This window comes from Micromonospora sp. RTBAU3-60 (genome assembly GCF_054963695.1).
Genome location: NZ_JBUEGB010000008.1, coordinates 1 through 17,138, shown reverse-complemented (window position 1 = coordinate 17,138; position 17,138 = coordinate 1). Strand labels below are relative to the sequence as shown.

General features: G+C 72.5%; 16 protein-coding genes and 2 pseudogenes. 6 read left to right on the top strand and 12 right to left on the bottom strand.

Annotation, left to right across the window (positions count from 1 at the left end; translation table 11 throughout):
• Nucleotides 1-6 precede the first annotated feature (6 nt).
• Both ACY34I_RS10370 and ACY34I_RS10365 read right to left on the bottom strand, forming a co-directional pair.
• The gene (locus tag ACY34I_RS10370) at nt 7-1,587 is read right to left on the bottom strand and encodes a Rieske 2Fe-2S domain-containing protein (protein WP_462754397.1); all 1,581 of its coding nucleotides are present in this window, start codon (nt 1,585-1,587) and stop codon (nt 7-9) included.
• Between the two features lie 124 nt (nt 1,588-1,711).
• On the bottom strand, nt 1,712-1,852 hold the full coding sequence (locus tag ACY34I_RS10365; protein ID WP_462754395.1) for a hypothetical protein: 141 nt from the start codon (nt 1,850-1,852) through the stop codon (nt 1,712-1,714).
• A gap of 89 nt (nt 1,853-1,941) precedes the next feature.
• Between ACY34I_RS10365 and ACY34I_RS10360 the strand changes: the two genes are divergently transcribed.
• Nucleotides 1,942-2,166, top strand: a complete 225-nt coding sequence (locus ACY34I_RS10360) for a DUF2631 domain-containing protein (RefSeq protein WP_462754393.1) — start codon at nt 1,942-1,944, stop codon at nt 2,164-2,166.
• 75 nt (nt 2,167-2,241) lie between these two features.
• Here the strand turns inward: ACY34I_RS10360 and ACY34I_RS10355 are convergent, their stop codons facing one another.
• The 8 genes from ACY34I_RS10355 to ACY34I_RS10320 all read right to left on the bottom strand — a co-directional run bounded on the left by ACY34I_RS10355 (nt 2,242) and on the right by ACY34I_RS10320 (nt 11,188).
• The gene (locus tag ACY34I_RS10355) at nt 2,242-3,426 is read right to left on the bottom strand and encodes a DivIVA domain-containing protein (RefSeq protein ID WP_462754391.1); all 1,185 of its coding nucleotides are present in this window, start codon (nt 3,424-3,426) and stop codon (nt 2,242-2,244) included.
• 31 nt (nt 3,427-3,457) lie between these two features.
• Nucleotides 3,458-4,606, bottom strand: a complete 1,149-nt coding sequence (gene rlmN, locus ACY34I_RS10350; RefSeq protein ID WP_462754390.1) for a dual-specificity RNA methyltransferase RlmN — start codon at nt 4,604-4,606, stop codon at nt 3,458-3,460.
• 104 nt (nt 4,607-4,710) lie between these two features.
• Nucleotides 4,711-6,162, bottom strand: a complete 1,452-nt coding sequence (locus ACY34I_RS10345) for a phosphatidate cytidylyltransferase (RefSeq protein ID WP_462754612.1) — start codon at nt 6,160-6,162, stop codon at nt 4,711-4,713.
• 421 nt (nt 6,163-6,583) lie between these two features.
• The gene (gene frr, locus ACY34I_RS10340) at nt 6,584-7,141 is read right to left on the bottom strand and encodes a ribosome recycling factor (RefSeq protein ID WP_148794906.1); all 558 of its coding nucleotides are present in this window, start codon (nt 7,139-7,141) and stop codon (nt 6,584-6,586) included.
• Nucleotides 7,142-7,222: 81 nt separating this feature from the next.
• Complete coding sequence (pyrH, locus tag ACY34I_RS10335; protein ID WP_073832711.1) at nt 7,223-7,990, bottom strand: UMP kinase; 768 nt, start codon at nt 7,988-7,990, stop codon at nt 7,223-7,225.
• 165 nt (nt 7,991-8,155) lie between these two features.
• The gene (gene tsf, locus ACY34I_RS10330) at nt 8,156-8,983 is read right to left on the bottom strand and encodes a translation elongation factor Ts (protein ID WP_148794904.1); all 828 of its coding nucleotides are present in this window, start codon (nt 8,981-8,983) and stop codon (nt 8,156-8,158) included.
• 135 nt (nt 8,984-9,118) lie between these two features.
• Complete coding sequence (gene rpsB, locus ACY34I_RS10325; protein ID WP_148794902.1) at nt 9,119-9,946, bottom strand: 30S ribosomal protein S2; 828 nt, start codon at nt 9,944-9,946, stop codon at nt 9,119-9,121.
• 324 nt (nt 9,947-10,270) lie between these two features.
• Entirely contained in the window at nt 10,271-11,188 is a 918-nt protein-coding gene (locus ACY34I_RS10320) for a hypothetical protein (protein WP_462754387.1), read from the bottom strand.
• A 213-nt stretch (nt 11,189-11,401) separates the two neighbouring features.
• Between ACY34I_RS10320 and ACY34I_RS10315 the strand changes: the two are divergent.
• Both ACY34I_RS10315 and ACY34I_RS10310 read left to right on the top strand, forming a co-directional pair.
• Nucleotides 11,402-11,687, top strand: a pseudogene (locus ACY34I_RS10315) (YraN family protein); the annotation flags it as partial.
• Between the two features lie 11 nt (nt 11,688-11,698).
• A pseudogene (locus tag ACY34I_RS10310) lies at nt 11,699-12,046 on the top strand (DNA processing protein DprA); the annotation flags it as partial.
• Between the two features lie 6 nt (nt 12,047-12,052).
• On the opposite strand, the gene ACY34I_RS10305 reads toward ACY34I_RS10310, so the two are convergent.
• Complete coding sequence (locus tag ACY34I_RS10305; protein WP_462754386.1) at nt 12,053-12,394, bottom strand: hypothetical protein; 342 nt, start codon at nt 12,392-12,394, stop codon at nt 12,053-12,055.
• A 494-nt stretch (nt 12,395-12,888) separates the two neighbouring features.
• Between ACY34I_RS10305 and ACY34I_RS10300 the strand changes: the two genes are divergently transcribed.
• Nucleotides 12,889-13,998 (top strand): tyrosine recombinase XerC, encoded by a 1,110-nt coding sequence (locus ACY34I_RS10300; protein WP_462754385.1) that lies wholly within the window; start codon nt 12,889-12,891, stop codon nt 13,996-13,998.
• 85 nt (nt 13,999-14,083) lie between these two features.
• On the top strand, nt 14,084-15,259 hold the full coding sequence (locus ACY34I_RS10295) for an aminotransferase class V-fold PLP-dependent enzyme (protein ID WP_462754384.1): 1,176 nt from the start codon (nt 14,084-14,086) through the stop codon (nt 15,257-15,259).
• On the opposite strand, the gene ACY34I_RS10290 is transcribed toward ACY34I_RS10295, so the two are convergent.
• Nucleotides 15,256-15,402 carry a hypothetical protein gene (locus ACY34I_RS10290; protein ID WP_462754620.1) on the bottom strand — a complete coding sequence of 49 codons (147 nt, stop codon included), beginning with the start codon at nt 15,400-15,402 and terminating at the stop codon, nt 15,256-15,258. The two genes, ACY34I_RS10295 and ACY34I_RS10290, sit on opposite strands and share 4 nt — an antisense overlap.
• Nucleotides 15,403-15,587: 185 nt before the next feature.
• Between ACY34I_RS10290 and ACY34I_RS10285 the strand changes: the two genes are divergently transcribed.
• On the top strand, nt 15,588-17,138 hold a 1,551-nt coding region (locus ACY34I_RS10285; protein WP_462754383.1), incomplete at its 3' end, for a zinc ribbon domain-containing protein.

Genomic DNA, 17,138 nt, shown 5'->3' with positions numbered 1-17,138 from the left:
ACAGGGCTAGCTGATCGCCTCGCCGGCGGAGGCCGGGGTGTCGGCATCGGCGCGGTGTGCGCGGATCTTGTGGCCGACGCTGGTCAGGCAGCGGCCGCTGGCCAGGTCGAACCGCCAGCCGTGCAGCTGGCAGGTGAGCTGGTCACCGTCGACGATGCCGAACCGGCTCAGGTCCGCCTTCAGGTGCGGGCAGCGCCGCTGCACCACCCAGCCGTCCAGCGTGATGTCCTCCGCGTCGACGGCCCGCTCGTGCTCGTCGTACCAGCCCTCCGCGTACTGGAGGCGCTCCTCGGACAGGCACTTGAAGAACGCGTAGACGAACTCGTTGTACTGGCCGATCCGGGCCGCCGAGAAGCGGCAGGACAGGAAGAGCGAGTTGACCCAGTCCACCTCGCCGATGTGCAGTAGGTGCTCGATCAGCGCCCGCTCAGTACGGAACCGGTAGCGGACCTTCTCGTCCGCGTACGGCCGGACCTCCTTGCCCGGGAAGTCCACCACGATGGATTCGACGCTCTCCCCGTCGTAGCCGACCAGGTCGAAGCGGACCGGGCCGCCGACGCCCTTGGCCAGGTAGATCGACTCGTCCAGCAGCGGCTCGATCCGGCGCTTCATCTCGCCGAGCACGTCGACCTCGGGGTGCCGCCAGGACTGCTTCTCCGCCTCGATGATCGGGCGCTTGCGCTCCCGCATCTCCTCCAGGTGGGCCACCTTGTTGGCGAAGAACTCCGCCACCGGCACCGGGTGGGTGGTGGTCGCGCCCTCGGTGGTGATCTCGGCGGCGCTGCCCGGCAGCAGCACGATGCCGTTGGTGCCGCCGACCTTCGCGTACTCCTCGAGGAAGACCGACTGGTCGGGGAAGATGTTGCCCTCGTCGCCGAAGATGTCGTTGAACTGCCACAGCGTGTCGTCGAGGAAGCAGGGCGGGCCGGCGATCGGGAAGACGTGGTCGGCGTTCAGGTCGTTGATGTAGCGCCAGGTGCGGTCGAACTGCCGGTCCCGCTTCTGCTTGCCGAACGCGGTCTTCGCCGCCTGCGGCAGCTCGTAGACCATCGGGTACCAGATCGCGCCGGAGAACTGCAGCAGGTGCGCGTGCACGTGGCCCAGCTCGGCGAAGACGCTCAGGTCGGCCGGGCGGGCGTCGTTCTGGTTGAGCAGCCGCACCCCGTCGTACTCGACCCAGAGCGAGGAGTCGCCGATCGGGCCGTCGGTCGGGCTGGTGAGCGCCTGGATCATGATCTTCAGGCCGCCGGGCAGCTCCACGACCTGCTCGTTCGGCGCCTTGAGGAACTTGGTGAAGCCCAGCGCCCGCAGCTCGTCCTCCATCTCGGAGGTGGGGAACTCGGGCAGCAGGACGGTCGCGTCCTTCGAGATGCGGTCGCGCAGGTGCTTCGCGTCGAAGTGGTCCCGGTGCAGGTGCGACACGTAGAGGTAGTCGACCTGGCCGAGGGACTCCCAGTCGAGCTGCGAATTGTCCGGGAAAGGGAACCAGGAGGCGAAATAGGCCGGATTGACCCACGGGTCGCACAGGATGCTGCCCGCGGCCGTGTCGATCCGCATGCTGGCATGTCCCGTACCGGTCACTCGCACCGCAGTCCCCCTCGAAAGGCAATCAGGTGTACGTAACGACGCTACCGGAGGCAGTGTGGTCCCCGTCCCGCGACGCCGGTAGAGCCCTTTCGCCCCGTGCGGCGGGTCCACCGGCCCGGGCGGTTCAGCCCCGTACCGGTCCCGCCGGGATGTCCGGATACCGGCGCGCCAGGCGCTCCCACAGCTCCGCGGCGAGCGGCCAGCCCTCCGCTTCCCAGGCCTGCTGCGCCCGCTTGTACAGCTCGCGGTCGTCCTCGCGGGCCATGTGTCCCCCATCAGGTCGGACCCTGCGCCAGCCCCGGTACGGGGCGTGCCAGACTAACCGGAGATCCGATCGCGAGGGAAGGACCGACAGTGGCAGGAAGCGAGCCGGTAACCGCACCAGATCAGCACAAGCCCGGACACCGCAAGTCCGGCCGGATCGGGGCGGTGCTGTCGGCGGTGGTGCTGGTGATCATGGCGCTCTGCGGCAACCACGAGGGCAAGGTCGAAGACATCTGGCTGCTCGGGATCGCCGCGCTGCTGCTGGCCATCGTGCTCGGCGACGCGGTGCTGCGCCGCAGCGGCCTGCGGTCCTGACCCGGCGCTCGCGCTCGACCGATACGCCCGAGGGCCCGCCCCCAACCGGGGCGGGCCCTCGTCGTCGTCTGCGGATCAGCGGCCGAGCAGGATGTCCTGCACGTCCTTGAGGGCGGCGTCGACCTCGGCCTCGAAGTAGCCGCCCGGCACCAACCCGAAGCGCAGGGTGTCCAGGTCATTCGGGTTCACCGGCATCGGGTTGCGGCCCTGCATGCCACCGAGCAGGGTCTCGAAGAACCGATCGACCTGGTCCGGGTCGTACCCGCTGCCGAAGCGGCGCACCTGGAAGCTGCGGCGGATCTGGTCCACCCGGTAGAGCTCACTGCCGGGCGGGCCGGCCATCGGCGGGCCGACCATCGGCGGCCCCGCCACGGGCGGACCGGCCATCGGCGGGCCGGACATCGCCGGGCCACCCCCGAAGCCCTGCTGGGGCACGGGCGGCGGGCCGGCCGGGCCGCGGCCGCGCGGGTCACGCAGGTCCCGGTCAGGCATCCGGATCTCGGCGGTCATGTCAGGGCGGCCGCGCCGGCCGGCCTCGAAACCGTCGAACCGGTCGTCCGGGCCGTACCCGCCGGGGCCTGGGGGCAGACCACGGGAGGGCGGGCCGCCGTGCCCCATCGGGGCGTTGGGACCCATCGGGCCGGGGCCGGCCGGACCACGCGGGGCGTCGTACCCGCGCGGGCCGTCGTAACCGCCGGCGAAGGCGCCGGTCGGTTCGTCGTAGCGACCGCCGCCGACCGGCTCGTCGTAGCGACCGCCGCCGACCGGCTCGTCGTAGCGGCCCCCGCCGACCGGCTCGTCGTAACGGCCCCCGCCGACCGGCTCGTCGTACCGACCCCCGCCGACGGGCTCGTCGTAGCGGCTGCCGTAGCGGTCGGGCGGGCCGGGCTGGGCGGGCATCCCCCGGGGCGGCATCGGCGGCTGCGGCACCGGCGACAGGCCCCGGTCGTCGCGCATCGGCGGGCCCAGCCGGTCAGCCATTCGGGGGTCAGGGACGCGCCCGCCCGGGGTGCCGCCGCGCTCCTCCAGCTCGGCCAACTGCCGCTCCACCCGGTCGAGGTGCAGGTCGACCTGCCACTCGTCGTAGCCGTTGAACCGGACCCGGAAGACGACGTCGTGGACCTCCTGGGAAGCCACGGGCGCGCCGACCGGCTGGCCGGCGAGCGTCGCCTCCACCCGGTCCAGGAAGGCGTCCACCTCGTCGACCTTGTAACCCCGGCGGAGCGCCTTACGCCGGAAACGCTGACCCTGACTCGCCACTATGTCTCCTGGTCTCGTTCGCTACGCCCGGTCACACCGTTGCTCTGCGCGGTGGGTCGGTGTCCGTGTCCTCGGCGGCGGCCAGCTGCCCACACGCGCCGTCGATCTCGCGCCCCCGGGTGTCCCGCACCGTGGTCGACACCCCGGCCTCGCGCAACCGCCGGACGAACTCCCGCTCGACCGGCTTCGGGCTGGCGTCCCAGCGACTGCCCGGCGTCGGGTTGAGCGGGATGAGGTTCACGTGGGCCAGCTTGCCGGTCAGCAGCCGGCCGAGCAGATCGGCTCTCCACGGCTGGTCGTTCACGTCCTTGATCATCGCGTACTCGATGGACACGCGACGCCCCGTCGTGGCCGCGTATTCCCAAGCCGCGTCCAGCACCTCGGACACCTTCCAGCGCTGGTTGACCGGGACTAGTTCGTCGCGCAGCTCATCATCGGGGGCGTGCAGCGACAACGCAAGAGTCACCGAGAGGTCTTCGCTGGCCAGTCGGCGGATGGCCGGGACCAGCCCGACCGTGGAAACGGTGATGTGCCGCTGGGACAGGCCGAGCCCCTCGGGGGCCGGCGCGACCAGCCGCCGGATCGCCGCCACCACTCGGGAGTAGTTGGCCAGCGGCTCGCCCATGCCCATGAAGACGACGTGCGACAGGCGCGGCGGCGAGCCGGCCACCGCTCCCGAGGCGGCCACCCCGGCGAGGTAGACCGCCTGGTCGACGATCTCGGCGGTGGAGAGGTTGCGGGTCAGCCCGGCCTGGCCGGTGGCGCAGAACGGGCAGGCCATACCGCAGCCGGCCTGGCTGGAGATGCAGACGGTGACCCGGTCCGGGTAGCCCATCAGCACGCTCTCCACCAGCGAACCATCGTGCAGCCGCCAGAGTGCCTTGCGGGTCGCGCCGTCGTCGCAGGCCAGCTCGCGTACCGGGGTGAGCAGGGTGGGCAGCAGCGTGGTGGCCAGCCGCTCCCGGGTGGCCGCCGGCAGGTCGGTCATCTGCGCGGGGTCGCGGACCAGGCGGCCGAAGTAGTGGTTCGACACCTGCTTGGCGCGGAACGCCGGCTCCCCCAGCTCGGCGACGAGCGCCTGCCGGCCCGGCAGGTCCAGGTCGGCGAGGTGGCGGGGCGGCATCGCCGGGCGGCGACCGCGGGCGTCGGGGTCTACGGAGATCAGGGGGAGACTCGTCATGGCGCGTCCAGTCTGACACGCCCGGAGCGGGGCGCACCCGTCCGTAGGGGCCGAATCGGCCCTGACCGGCCGGTGGATGCGCGCCCACCCACGTGACTCATCCCTCAGCCCACCACCGGTACGAAGATCACCAGCAGCAGGTAGGCCGTCGGCACCGCGAACAGGATCGAGTCGAGCCGGTCCATCAGGCCGCCGTGCCCGGGGAGCAGGTTGCTCATGTCCTTGACGCCGAGATCCCGCTTGATCATCGACTCGGCGAGGTCGCCGAGGACCGCCGCGCAGGAGATCGCCACCCCGAACAGTGCGCCCCACCAGGGCGCCACGTCGAAGAGCAGCCAGAGCAGCAGGGCACTGCCGGCCGCGGCCGCGGTCACCGAGCCGGCGAAGCCCTCCCAGGACTTCTTCGGGCTGATCGTCGGGGCCATCGGATGCTTGCCGAAGGCGACGCCGGCCGCGTACCCGCCGGTGTCGGAGAGCACCACGGCGACCAGGGTGACCAGCACCCGCAGGTGCCCGTCACCGGGGGCGGCCGCCAGCATCGCGGCGAAGCCACCGAGGAACGGCACGTACACCGCGATCAGGGTGGCCGCGGTCAGGTCCCGCTGGTAGTTGCCGGGACCGTCGCCCAACCGCCAGATCATCGTGCCGAGCACGGTGACCAGCAGGCCGAGACTCAGCGCGTCCGGGCCGGCGAACCAGGCCAGCCCGACGGTGATCACGCCACCGGCGATCAGCGGCACCAGCGGCGGGTGCGCCCCACTGTGACGAACCGCCCGGGCCATCTCCCAACTCCCGATCGCCACCGCCGCGGCGATCACGGCGAGGAACGCCGGCAGGTAGAAGAAGAGCGGCACCACGATCGCCGCGCCGAGAGCCAACCCGACGGCGATCGCGGCCGGCAGGTTACGGCCCGCCCGGCCCGACTTCGACTGGGCGGTCGCGGGCCGGTCGGCGCTGGCCCGCCGGCGGCCCCGCGGGCGCCGACCGGCTGGCGGCTCCGGCTCGTCCCCGACCGCCGCGAGTTGGGTGTTCGGTTCGTCGCGTACCGCCGTGAACTGGGCGGTCGAGTCGTCGCCCACCGGGGCGATCTGGGCGGTGGGGTACTCGTCGTGCGGCACGCCGGGTCGCCCAGCCGGGGACCCGTCGTAGCCCCGGTCGCGCGGGTCGGGGCCGGGCTCGCCCCGGTCGCCGTGATGCCGCGGGACGGGGCCCAGGTCCCGGGGGTCCTCCGGGTACGGCTCCCGGTGGCCCCGGCCGCGGTCGCGCCAGTCCTGCGCGTCGTGCCAGCCCTGGTCGTCCCGGTAGCCGCGCTCGTCGCGGTCCCGGACCGGGTGTTCCTCGTACGGCCGGCGGCCGGGCGGCCCGTCGTACCCGTCGACCGGCGGGGCGTACGGATCGGTGGCAGGGTGGGAAAGGCCGTGCGGCTCGGCGTACGCCTCGGGGGCGCCGGGCCGTCGCCACGGCCCCGGTTCGAGGTCGGCCTCCGGCCAGGGCAGCGAGCCCGGCCGGTCCCAGCCACGCGGCTCGGCGGCGCCGTAGGGGTCGAGGTGGGACATCACGTACCGAGCGAAAGCGGTACGGGAGCCACCACATGACGCAAGATCAAAATCATCCCCTACACGCGCGACTGTTTCGGTTGACCGGCCCGTTCGCCGGTCGATCCCCGCTGTTCACCCGGTGGTGGCGGGAATCGTGCCGAGCCTACTGCACCCAGGGGGCCGGTACGGCGGACGATGGCCCACCACGGCAACGGCACCGGGCCCGCCGCCCGCGACAGCTCCAGCGACGGCTTCAGATCGTGGCGCGGCGTCAGACGCGCCGAACTGAAGTCGTCGCAGCGGCGCGGCGTCAGACCGGTCTTCATTCGGTCCGGAGCGCCGCCGAGCGGCGCGGAGGCCGAATCATGGCCGCCAGCCGAGCTGGAGTTGTCGTATGCGGGGCGACGGCACGCCGGTGCCGTGGCAGATGTCGGGGCGCTCAGACCTCGAGCAGCTCGTTCTCCTTGTGCTTGACCAGCTCGTCGACCGTGGCGACGAAACGCTGGGTCAGGTCGTCCAGCTCCTTCTCGGCGCGCCGGCCCTCGTCCTCGCCGACCTCGCCGTCCTTGACCAGGCGGTCCAGCTCTTCCTTGCCCTTGCGGCGAATGTTGCGGACGGCGACCTTGGCCTCCTCGCCCTTGTGCCGGGCCACCTTGATCATCTCGCGGCGCCGCTCCTCGGTCATCTGCGGGAGCAGGATGCGCAGCTGGTTGCCCTCGTTGTTCGGGTTCACGCCGAGGTCGGAGTCGCGGATCGCCTTCTCCATGGCGCCCAGCTGCGAGTTGTCGTACGGCTTGATGATCACCATGCGCGGCTCGGGGACCGCGATGGACGCCATCTGCGGCAGCGGCGTGGGGCTGCCGTAGTAGTCGATGACGATCCGGGAGAACATCGCGGCGTTGGCGCGACCGGTGCGGATGCCGCCAAACTCTTCCTTGGCGTGCTCGATGGCACGCTCCATCTTCTCCTCGGCCTCGAGGAGGGTGTCGTCGATCACCGGTCTCCTCGCCTCCTTCTGTTGCTCGTCGTGGGCTGTGCTGCTGTGGTGTCCGGAGGGCCGCTGCCGGCTCAAGGCCGCTCAGGCGGTGATCAGGGTGCCGATCTTCTCGCCGCTGACGGCACGCACGATGGTGTCGTCGCCCTCGGCGCCGAAGACCAGCATCGGCAGGCCGTTCTCCATGCAGAGGCTGAACGCCGCGGCGTCGGCCACCCGCAGGTTGCGGCGCAGCACCTCGGAGAAGGTGATCGAGTCGAGCTTGCTCGCCGTCGGGTCGATCCGGGGGTCCGCCGTGTAGACCGCGTCCACGCCGTTCTTGCTCATCAGCACCACGTCGGCGCGAATCTCCAACGCCCGCTGGGCGGCGACCGTGTCGGTGGAGAAGTACGGCATGCCGGCGCCGGCGCCGAAGATGACCACGCGGCCCTTCTCCAGATGCCGGATCGCCCGCAGCGGAATGTACGGCTCGGCAACCTGGGCCATGGTGATCGCGGTCTGCACCCGGGTCTCGATGCCCTCCTTCTCCAGGAAGTCCTGGAGGGCCAGGCAGTTCATCACCGTGCCGAGCATGCCCATGTAGTCGGCGCGGGCCCGGTCCATGCCGCGCTTCTGCAACTCGGCGCCGCGGAAGAAGTTGCCGCCGCCGACCACCACGGAGACCTGCACGCCGCGGCGCACCACGGTGGCGATCTGCCGGGCGATGCCCTGCACGACGTCCGGGTCGACGCCGATCGCGCCGCCGCCGAAGACCTCACCGGAGAGCTTCAGCACCACCCGGCGGGCGCGACCCGGCGGTGGGGCGGTCGGATCATCCGCCGCCAGGCTCCGGTCACTCACAACCTGCGTCATCCGCCCCGCCCCTTCCGTCGCGCACCGCACGTGCGCCGCGTCCCGCGTACCTGCCGCTGCCGACCCTATGTGACGAGGAGGCCGCGGTGCCTGTCACGTACACCAGCGGCCTCCTCGTCGATGTCTTCCCTACGCACGGGCGCGGCATGCGCCCGGTGCGGCGGCTCAGGCCTGGCCGACCTCGAACCGGACGAAGCGGGTCACCTCGATGCCGGCCTCGGCCAGCAGCTGCTTCACCGTCTTCTTGTTGTCGGCGACCGACGCCTGCTCCAGCAGGACGAAGTCCTTGAAGAAGGCGTTGACCCGGCCCTCGACGATCTTCGGCAGCGCCGCCTCGGGCTTGTTCTCCTCGCGGGCGGTCTGCTCGGCGATCCGCCGCTCGGAGTCGACGACGTCCGCCGGGACCTCGTCCCGGGTCAGGTACTTCGGCCGCATCGCGGCGATCTGCATGGCCACGCCGCGGGCGTCCGCGTCGGCGGCCTCGTCGGTCTTGCCGGCGTACTGCACCAGCACACCCACGGCCGGCGGCAGGTCCTGGCTCTTGCGGTGCAGGTAGACCGCGGTGGTGCCGTCGAGCTTGGCGAAGCGGTTGAGCACCAGCTTCTCGCCGATCTTGGCGGACTGCTCCTGGACCAGGTCGGCGACGGTCTTGCCGTCGAGCGTGCTGGCGAGCAGCTCCTCGGCGGAGGAGACGCCGCTGGCCACACCGTGCTCGACCAGCTGCTGGGCCAGCGCGATGAAGGCGTCGTTCTTGGCGACGAAGTCGGTCTCGCAGTTGAGCTCGAGCAGCGCCTGGCCGGAGTGGGCGATCAGGCCGTTGGCGGCGGTGCGACCGGCCCGCTTGCCGACGTCCTTGGCACCCTTGACGCGCAGGATCTCGACGGCCTTGTCGAAGTCGCCCTCGGCCTCGGTCAGCGCCTTCTTGCAGTCCATCATGCCGGCGCCGGTGAGGTCGCGGAGCTTCTTGACGTCCGCGGCGGTGAAGTTGGACATGACTCTCTCTTCGGGTCTTGAGACTGCGGTGGGATGGTCTGGGTCCCGGTTACCCGGATCCGGGCCGGATGTGCCCGGCGTACCCGCCGCGCCCCACCGGCCGGAAAATCGGACGGTGGGGACGCGACGGCGCGATCACTCCGCGGCGGCGGCCGCCGGCTGCTCGTCGCCCTTCTTGGGCTCCTCGAGCAGCTCGCGCTCCCACTCGGCCAGCGGCTCGTCGGCGCCGACCTGGCCCGGCTCGGGCTTCTCGTCGGCGCCCCGGCGGCGGCCGGAGCGGGCGATCAGACCGTCGGCGACCGCGGCGGCGACGACCTTGGTCAGCAGCTCGGCCGAGCGGATGGCGTCGTCGTTGCCCGGGATCGGGAAGTCGACCTCGTCCGGGTCGCAGTTGGTGTCGAGCACGGCGATCACCGGGATGCCCAGCTTGCGGGCCTCGTCGACCGCGATGTGCTCCTTCTTGGTGTCGACCACCCAGACCGCGGCGGGGAGCTTCTGCATGTCCCGCAGACCACCCAGGGTGCGGGACAGCTTGTCCTTCTCGCGGGAGAGCTGCAGCGTCTCCTTCTTGGTGTAACCGGCGGCGGTGCCGCTCAGGTCACCCAGGGCCTCCAGCTCCTTCATCCGCTGAAGCCGCTTGTACACCGTCTGGAAGTTGGTCAGCATGCCGCCGAGCCAGCGGTGGTTCACGTACGGCTGGCCGACCCGGGTCGCCTGCTCGGCGATGGCCTCCTGAGCCTGCTTCTTGGTGCCGACGAAGAGGATGCTGCCGCCCTCGGCCACCGTGTTGCGCACGAAGTCGTACGCCTTCTCGATGTAGTCGAGGGTCTGGCGCAGGTCGATGATGTAGATACCGTTGCGCTCGGTGAAGATGAAGCGCTTCATCTTCGGGTTCCAGCGCCGGGTCTGGTGCCCGAAGTGGACACCGCTCTCCAGCAGCTGACGCATGGTCACGACGGCCATGATGGGTACTCCTTGCGATCCCTGGTTGTCCCGCCCGGCCGGCGGCCGGGCGTCCTGGCGCCCGGTCGCCGGCCGTGACGGGCCCGATCAAGATCGGGACCAGGGAGGCCGTCGCCCCACGAGGGTGTCCGTGGAGAAGGCGCGCGAGGTCGACCGCGCGAGGCGGTCGCCAGTCGACCAGTGTACGCCCTTTCCGCGTACGCCGGTCCCGGGGTGCGGGAACGCCCGTCCTGCCCTCGACTTCAGGTCGCCGAGGTGGGGGTATGGCGCGCAAGTTGATCGCGCCAGCTCGGCGACCCGGTGTGGATCTTGCCGCGCGGGCGCTCAGCGGGCGGCGAGCGCCGCGGCGACGAAAAGCACCAACCCGACGGTCAGGTACGCCGCCGGCGGCCGCAGCCAACCACGGCTGCCGTCCGCGAGGGCCAGGCCGCCGGTGCGCAGCCCGTACAGGCCGGCGCCGAAGATCGGCAGCCCGACCACCAGGAACATGCCCACCACGACGTGCGAGGTGGAGACCGGGTCACCCACCACACCCCGCAGCAGCACCCGCACCGCCGGAACCTCCAGGACCAGCACCAGCAGCGTCAGCAGCACCGCGAGCGCCGGCCGGCGGGTCCGGTAGACACCGTCGCCGGGCGGCGGTCCGTCCAGCCGCGGCGCCACCGAGGGCATCGGGCCGGTCGGCATCTCCAGCGGGTGCGGCACCGGCCCGCCCACCACCTCCGGAGCGGCCCCGACAGGCCGCTCCCCCACGATCAGCGGCGTCGGCGCACCGTGTCCCGGCCGGTCCCCGACGGTGAGCGGTGCCGGACCGGCGGACGCCGGCTCGACCGGACGGGCCGGCTCGACAATCGGGTAGCCGGCGAGCGGACCGGGATGCCGCCGGTCGGCCCCGAGCGGATCCCCCGCACCGTCCCGCGACGCCCCGCCGTACGGATCGCTGGCCTCACGGACCGCCCGTCGGCCGCCCGGCAGCTCGCCGGAGATCTCCCCCGAGTCGTCCAGCCGGCGCGACCGCCGGTAGCTCTCGGTGTCGTCGCCCAGCGGGCCGACCGCACCGAACCGCGCCGGGTCGGCGTACCGGCCCTCGCCGCCGGAGCGCTGCTCGGGGGCCGCGAAACCATCGTCCCGGAAGCCCGACTCGCCAGCGGCGCGCCAGTCCGGATCGGCGTACCCGGGGTCGCCCCAGCGCGGCCCCTGCTGATCTTCGGGAAAGCTCCGTCGTCCGTCCACGACCGGCACGGTATGCGACCCGGCGTCCCGCACGCCACCGGCCGCCAGAATGACATTTCCGCAGGTCAGGGGTGGATACCGGCGCATAACGGGACACATACTGGCGGCGCTCCCTAACACGGCGGGGGCATGATCGTCCGCCCGTCCACAGGACGCCCCGTCGTCCACAGGCGGCCGGCTCGGGACCCGCGTACCGGACGGCCGGGCCGCACGGTGGGCGGCATAACGAAGCGGAAGCAGGCCGTCGGCGCGTACGGCGAGCGGTGCGCGGTCCGGCACCTGATCGAGGTGGGGCTGCACCCGGTCGCCCGGAACTGGCGCTGCCCCGACGGCGAGATCGACGTCATCGCCTGGGAGGGCGAGGTGCTCGCGTTCTGCGAGGTGAAGACCCGCCGGAGCGAGGACTTCGGCAGCCCGGCCGAGGCGGTGGTGCCAGCGAAGGCGCGCCGGCTGCGCGGCCTGGCCGCCCGGTGGCCGGCAGACCGGCACCAGCGCCGACACATCGCGTGGAGGGGCTGACTGCTGCGCGAGCACACCAAGGCCCAGCTGGTCACCGTGGTCGCGCACGTGCTCGAGGAAGTGGGGCGGATCGGATACGACCTGGCACCGCCGGCCCGGGCACCTGAACGCCTGCGGGACCAGCTCGACGACGAGGCGACCCAAGTGCTGGAGGCGCTGCCCCGGCGGAAGCCGATCAGCCTGGAGAGCGTCGCGGCCCGCGTCGGGGTGGACCTCCGCACGGCCATGCGGAAGCTGTCCATGTTGGAGGAGCTGGCCATGGTGGTACGCCGCGACGCCGGCTACGCCCTGGCGCCGCCCGACAAGAACGCGGGCCGTGCCGCCAGCAGCACGAGCACACCGACGTGACCGAGCTCAGTCGCCCTCGAAGCGGATCTCAACGTCACGCCTCTCCAGGCAACGCCGCGCGAGCAGCGCCAACCGGCGGATCTGCGTGACCTCCGCGGGCGTCCGAGCCACCTCGGCCAGGCAGCGCAGCTCGGCGAGCAGTTGCGGGGTCGCCTCGGTATCCACCACCAGTTCGCCGAGCGGGTCGACGCGGTCCAGCAGTGGCGTACGACCCCCGCCCCGCACCCGCTTGAGCAGGTCCAGCAGCACGTCGTCCGGGTCCGCGACCACCTCAGACGCGACGTACGACGGCCGGTGACGCGCGGGCCCGGCGCGCACCAGCCGGTAGAGGACGGCATCCACACCCACGCCCAGTTCCTCCTCCCGCCCGCGTCGCTCGCCCGGACCGACGCCTATATCCGACTCGCGAGTCACCCTTCCGCGCCGCCGTGCCGGGACCCGTCCCGCCACGGCGCACCCCGGCCGCCCGCGGTGGCGGAGGCGGCGCCTGCCGGCAGCGACGCCCACCCGAAAGCCCCGGCGCTGCCACTGTCCTCTTCGTATGACCAGTTTCCCCTGTCCACGCCCCGGTCAGCCACCCCGACCTACGACTGGCGGCGCCCGCCCGCCCCCGGCGGTCCGCCCCGCACGGTGCCCCCTCCGGGCGGCGTGACACCCCGTGGCTGGTGACGGGCGTGACCGGCGGCGTGGGGTGCTCGCCGGCGGTCCCGCCCGTAGGCTGGGCCCGTGTCCGCCGACAGCAGGGGCCACCGGGGCCGTGGAGGCATCCCGCGGCACGCCGACGCGCCGTCCTCCCAGCTGATCGGACCCGCGACGACCTCGGAACGGGGGCGGAGGCGTCGATGAGCGGCGAGCGGCACAGCACCCGGGCGGCGCACGAGGCGCTGCCACCGCAGATGCGGGAGGCCGTGGACGCCTTCGCGGACCATCTGGCCGGGGTACGCAACCGGTCCGCGCACACCGTGCGGGCGTACGTGACGGACCTGGTGTCCCTGCTCGACCACGCGGTACGGATGGGCTGCGCCGACCTGGCGGAGCTGGACCTCGCGGTGCTGCGCAGCTGGTTGGCGAAGCAGCGAACGATGGGCTCGGCGCGGACCTCCCTGGCCCGCCGGGCCGCCGCCGCCCGTACCTTCAGTGGGTGGGCCCACCGGGCCGGTCTGCTCACCGCCGACGTCGCCGCCCCACTGGCCAGTCCCCGCGCCCACCGGGAGCTGCCCACGGTCCTGCGGGCCGACCAGGCCGCCGCTCTGATGGACGCCCCGCATGTCCGGGCCACCACCGGCGGACGGACCACCGCCGGGCCGACCACCGCCAGGCCGACCGGCAACACTGAGCCGACCGGCGGCGCCAGGCCGACCACCGGAGCCGGCCGGGTGGCGGGCGCCACCCGGGGCGGAGTCGACGAGGGCACCGCGACCGCCCCGGGGAGTCCCGGGAGCGACGACGCCGTCCTGCTGCGCGACCGGGTGCTGCTCGAACTGCTCTACGGCACCGGGGTACGGATCAGCGAGGCGTGCGGCCTGGACGTCACGGACGTCGACCACACCCGCCGGGTGGTACGCGTGCTGGGCAAGGGCGGCCGGGAACGGGCCGTGCCGTACGGGGTGCCGGCGCAGCGCGCGTTGGACGCCTGGCTCGGCCGAGGCCGCCCCGCCCTGGCCGGCCCCGGCTCGGGGGCGGCGCTGCTCCTCGGCGCGCGTGGCGGACGGCTCAACCCGACCACCGCCCGTCGGATCGTCGCCGGCTACGCCGAGGCCGCCGGCCTGCCCCGCACCACCCCGCACGGGTTGCGGCACTCCGCGGCCACCCACCTGCTGGAGGGCGGGGCGGACCTGCGGGCCGTGCAGGAGTTGCTCGGTCACTCCTCGCTGGCCAGCACCCAGATCTACACGCACGTCTCGGTGGAGCGGCTGCGCGCGGCGTACCGGCAGGCGCACCCGCGAGCCTGACGGCGGGAGAGCTCCGCCGGCCGACCACGGCAGGGCCTCGCGGCGAACCGCGAGTTGATGATCCACGGCGGGCTACGATCAACGGATGACGGTCCCGCAGCCGCCCGAGCCGATCCCCGGTGCTCGGCTGCTCTTCTCTCTCGATCCGTCGGTCAGCCATCTCAACCACGGGTCGTTCGGCGCGGTGCCGATCGGCGTGCAGCGGGCCCAGCAGCGCCTGCGCGACGAGATGGAGGCCAACCCCCTCCGCTTCTTCACCCAGGGCCTCGTCGATCGGATCGCCCACACCCGGCGGCATCTGGCCACCTTCCTGGGCGCCGACCCGGACGGCACGGCGCTGGTGGGCAACGCCACCACGGGCGTGGCCGTGGTGCTCCAGTCGCTCGGCCTCCGCCCCGGCGACGAGGTGGTGACCACCGACCACGGGTACGGGGCGGTCGCCTTCTCGGTGGCGCGGGAGTGCCGGCGGACCGGGGCGGTGTCCCGGACCCTGCCTGTGCCGCTGACCGCCTCCGACGAGGAGGTGGTGGAGATCATCCGGGCCGGGCTGCGCCCCGGGCGGACGAAGCTGCTGATCGTCGACCAGATCACCTCGCCCACCGCCCGGCTCTTCCCGACGGCGGCGATCGTCGGGGTGGCCCGGGAGCACGGGGTGCCGGTGCTGGTCGACGCGGCGCACGCTCCGGGCATGCTGCCGATCAGCGTGGCCTCGATCGGCGCCGACTTCTGGGTGGGCAACCTGCACAAGTGGGCGTACGCGCCGCGGGGCACCGCCGCGCTGGTGGTGGCCAAGGCGTGGCGGGAGCGGATCCAACCGTTGGTCGTCTCCTGGGAGCAGGACAGCGGCTTTCCCACTCGCGTGGAGTGGCAGGCGACGTTGGACTACACCGCCTGGCTGGCCGCCCCGGCGGGCCTGTTCACCCTGCGCACCCTGGGCCTGGACCGGGTACGCGCGCACAACGCCGCGCTGGCCGCGTACGGGCAACGGGTGGTCGGGGACGCGCTCGGGGTGGCGCCGGCCGACCTGCTGGAGCCCGGCGGACCGGCGGTCGCCATGCGGCTCGTCCCGCTGCCGCCGGGCGCCGCCCCGACGATCGACGCGGCTCGGGAGCTGCGCGCCCGGATCGCGGAACGGCTCGCCGCCGAGGTGTCGGTGGCTTCATGGCACGGTCAGGGCTGGCTGCGTCTGTGCGGCCAGGTCTACAACACCCCCGAGGAGTACGACCGGCTGGCCGCGCGTCTCCCCGCCCTCCTGGCCTAGGGTCTGCCGCCGAACGGCAGCAGCCGGACCGGGCCGAGCCCGAGCAGGACCAGCGGGTCGAGGTAGTCCTCGCTCCGGCGCAGCCCCCAGTGCAGGCATGCCGCGGCCGGGCAGTCGGGGTGGCCGGCGCGCAGGCTGACCAATTTGATTAGGAATCGTCAGTGATCATAGATTGATCGTGTGGAACTTCTTCGGCTCTCAAAGGCCGTGAAGCGTTCGGTGTTCATCCCGTGATGTTTCGTCTTTGGGTTGACTCGGGGTGGATTCTGGTGGCGTGGGTCGGTCGTGAGCACCGGTCTTCCTCGATGGCTGTCGAGGCGGCGAGCCGGTGAGCCGAAGGCTGCCGCTCGCTACGGGCGAGGCCTCCCGGACCGCGTGTGCCCGCGCGTTGCTACGGACGGGGGTGGACGAGGAGACCGGTGAGGTCCTGTCCCAGGCGGTGCTTGCGCAACGCGTCGGCTGGTGTGCCGATCTGGTGGCGGGGATGGTCTCCGCGTTGTTGGCGGAGCGCTGGACCGCGGGCGATGTGGAGGTGCTCGCCTCCGGCGTGGACGCCGGTGGCCGGAAGCTTCCGTCGAACGCGTGGATGGCGCTGCGGCGTCTGGGCTGGACGGTCGCCGCGCCTGGGGGTGTGAAGGTCAATGACCGGATCGTGCGCATGGCCCAGGAGCAGGCCGGACGGGCACTTCGCTCAGCGCGGTGGCGTGCTGACCTGACCGCCGGGGTCCTGGCGACCTGGCCGGCCGATCCGCGTCAGCGCACCGCGCAGGAGTGGGAGCAGGTACGCAAGGCGGTTCCTGGCGGGGAGCATCTGCCGTCCAGCATTATTAGGTCCCGCACCCGGCAGGCCGCGAAGTTCCTTGCCGTCAATGGCCGGCTGCCGGTGGACGTGTTCGAGCTCGAAGGCGTCCCAATGGTCGCGCGGATGCTGCTGCTGGCCGCGTGTGACCGGCAGCAGGCCACCATCGAACGCAGCGACACCGACCCCAGGAGGGTGTTGCTGCGCTTGCAGTTGCCCACCCGGCCCGATCCGCGGGCGTATGGGGATTGGACGTGGGTGGCCTGTCCGATCAGCCTGCCGCCCACGGTTCCCGCGGGTGCGGTGGTGCACCTGCCCACCTTCCGGGTCACCGGCCGACAGGTGTGCGTCGATGTCGCGTACACCCATCCGGTGCCGAAGGCCCAGCGCACCGGTCACACGGTCGCGGTCGGGGTGGACTGGGGCCTCAACACTCTCCTCAGCGCGGGAGCCCTGCGACTGCACGGGGATGGGCGGATCATCGCGTTGGGGGCGGGTGGTCAGTTCCGGGCCGCCGGGATCCTCGCCAAGCAGCACCGCCTGCGCCGGCACAGTGAGCGGCTGCACGCCAAAGCCGACCAGTACGAGCGGCTGATCAACGGCCGCCCCGACGCCCACCTGAGCGCGAAACATGAGGTGCTGGGCGCCGAGATCCGCCACGTGTCCCAGCGCCGCTCCAATCTGAACGCCGCGCTCGCGTGGGCCGCCGCCCGCTGGGCCGTGGACCACGCGATCGCCTCCCGCGCGACCGTCATCTACGTCGAAGACCTGCGATCGTTGGAAGCCAAGGGCATGGGCGCCACCCTCAACACCCGCCTGTCCCAGCAGGTCCGCGGGCAGATCATCGACCGAATGCGGCACCTCGCCGCCGAGACCGGTATCGCCCTGGTCACCACGCCTGCCCGCAACACCTCCAAGCACTGCCCGCAATGCTTGACCCCGCTACGGCATCGCAAGGCCCCCGACAAGCCCACGGTGGCGGGCTGGAAGTGGGCCCTGTGTCCCCACCAGTCCTGCCGCTGGCAAGGCGACCGCGACCACGGGGCATGGCGGCGCATCGCCGCCCGCGGCCTGACCCAT

Bases quoted from the DNA above. Each gene is read 5' to 3' on its own strand.
- rpsB (WP_148794902.1), bottom strand. From the start codon at position 9,946: ATGGCCGTCGTGACCATGCGTCAGCTGCTGGAGAGCGGTGTCCACTTC.
- ACY34I_RS10345 (WP_462754612.1), bottom strand. From the start codon at position 6,162: ATGTCCCACCTCGACCCCTACGGCGCCGCCGAGCCGCGTGGCTGGGAC.
- tsf (WP_148794904.1), bottom strand. From the start codon at position 8,983: ATGTCCAACTTCACCGCCGCGGACGTCAAGAAGCTCCGCGACCTCACC.
- ACY34I_RS10295 (WP_462754384.1), top strand. From the start codon at position 14,084: ATGACGGTCCCGCAGCCGCCCGAGCCGATCCCCGGTGCTCGGCTGCTC.
- pyrH (WP_073832711.1), bottom strand. From the start codon at position 7,990: ATGACGCAGGTTGTGAGTGACCGGAGCCTGGCGGCGGATGATCCGACC.
- ACY34I_RS10365 (WP_462754395.1), bottom strand. From the start codon at position 1,852: ATGGCCCGCGAGGACGACCGCGAGCTGTACAAGCGGGCGCAGCAGGCC.
- rlmN (WP_462754390.1), bottom strand. From the start codon at position 4,606: ATGACGAGTCTCCCCCTGATCTCCGTAGACCCCGACGCCCGCGGTCGC.
- ACY34I_RS10300 (WP_462754385.1), top strand. From the start codon at position 12,889: ATGAGCGGCGAGCGGCACAGCACCCGGGCGGCGCACGAGGCGCTGCCA.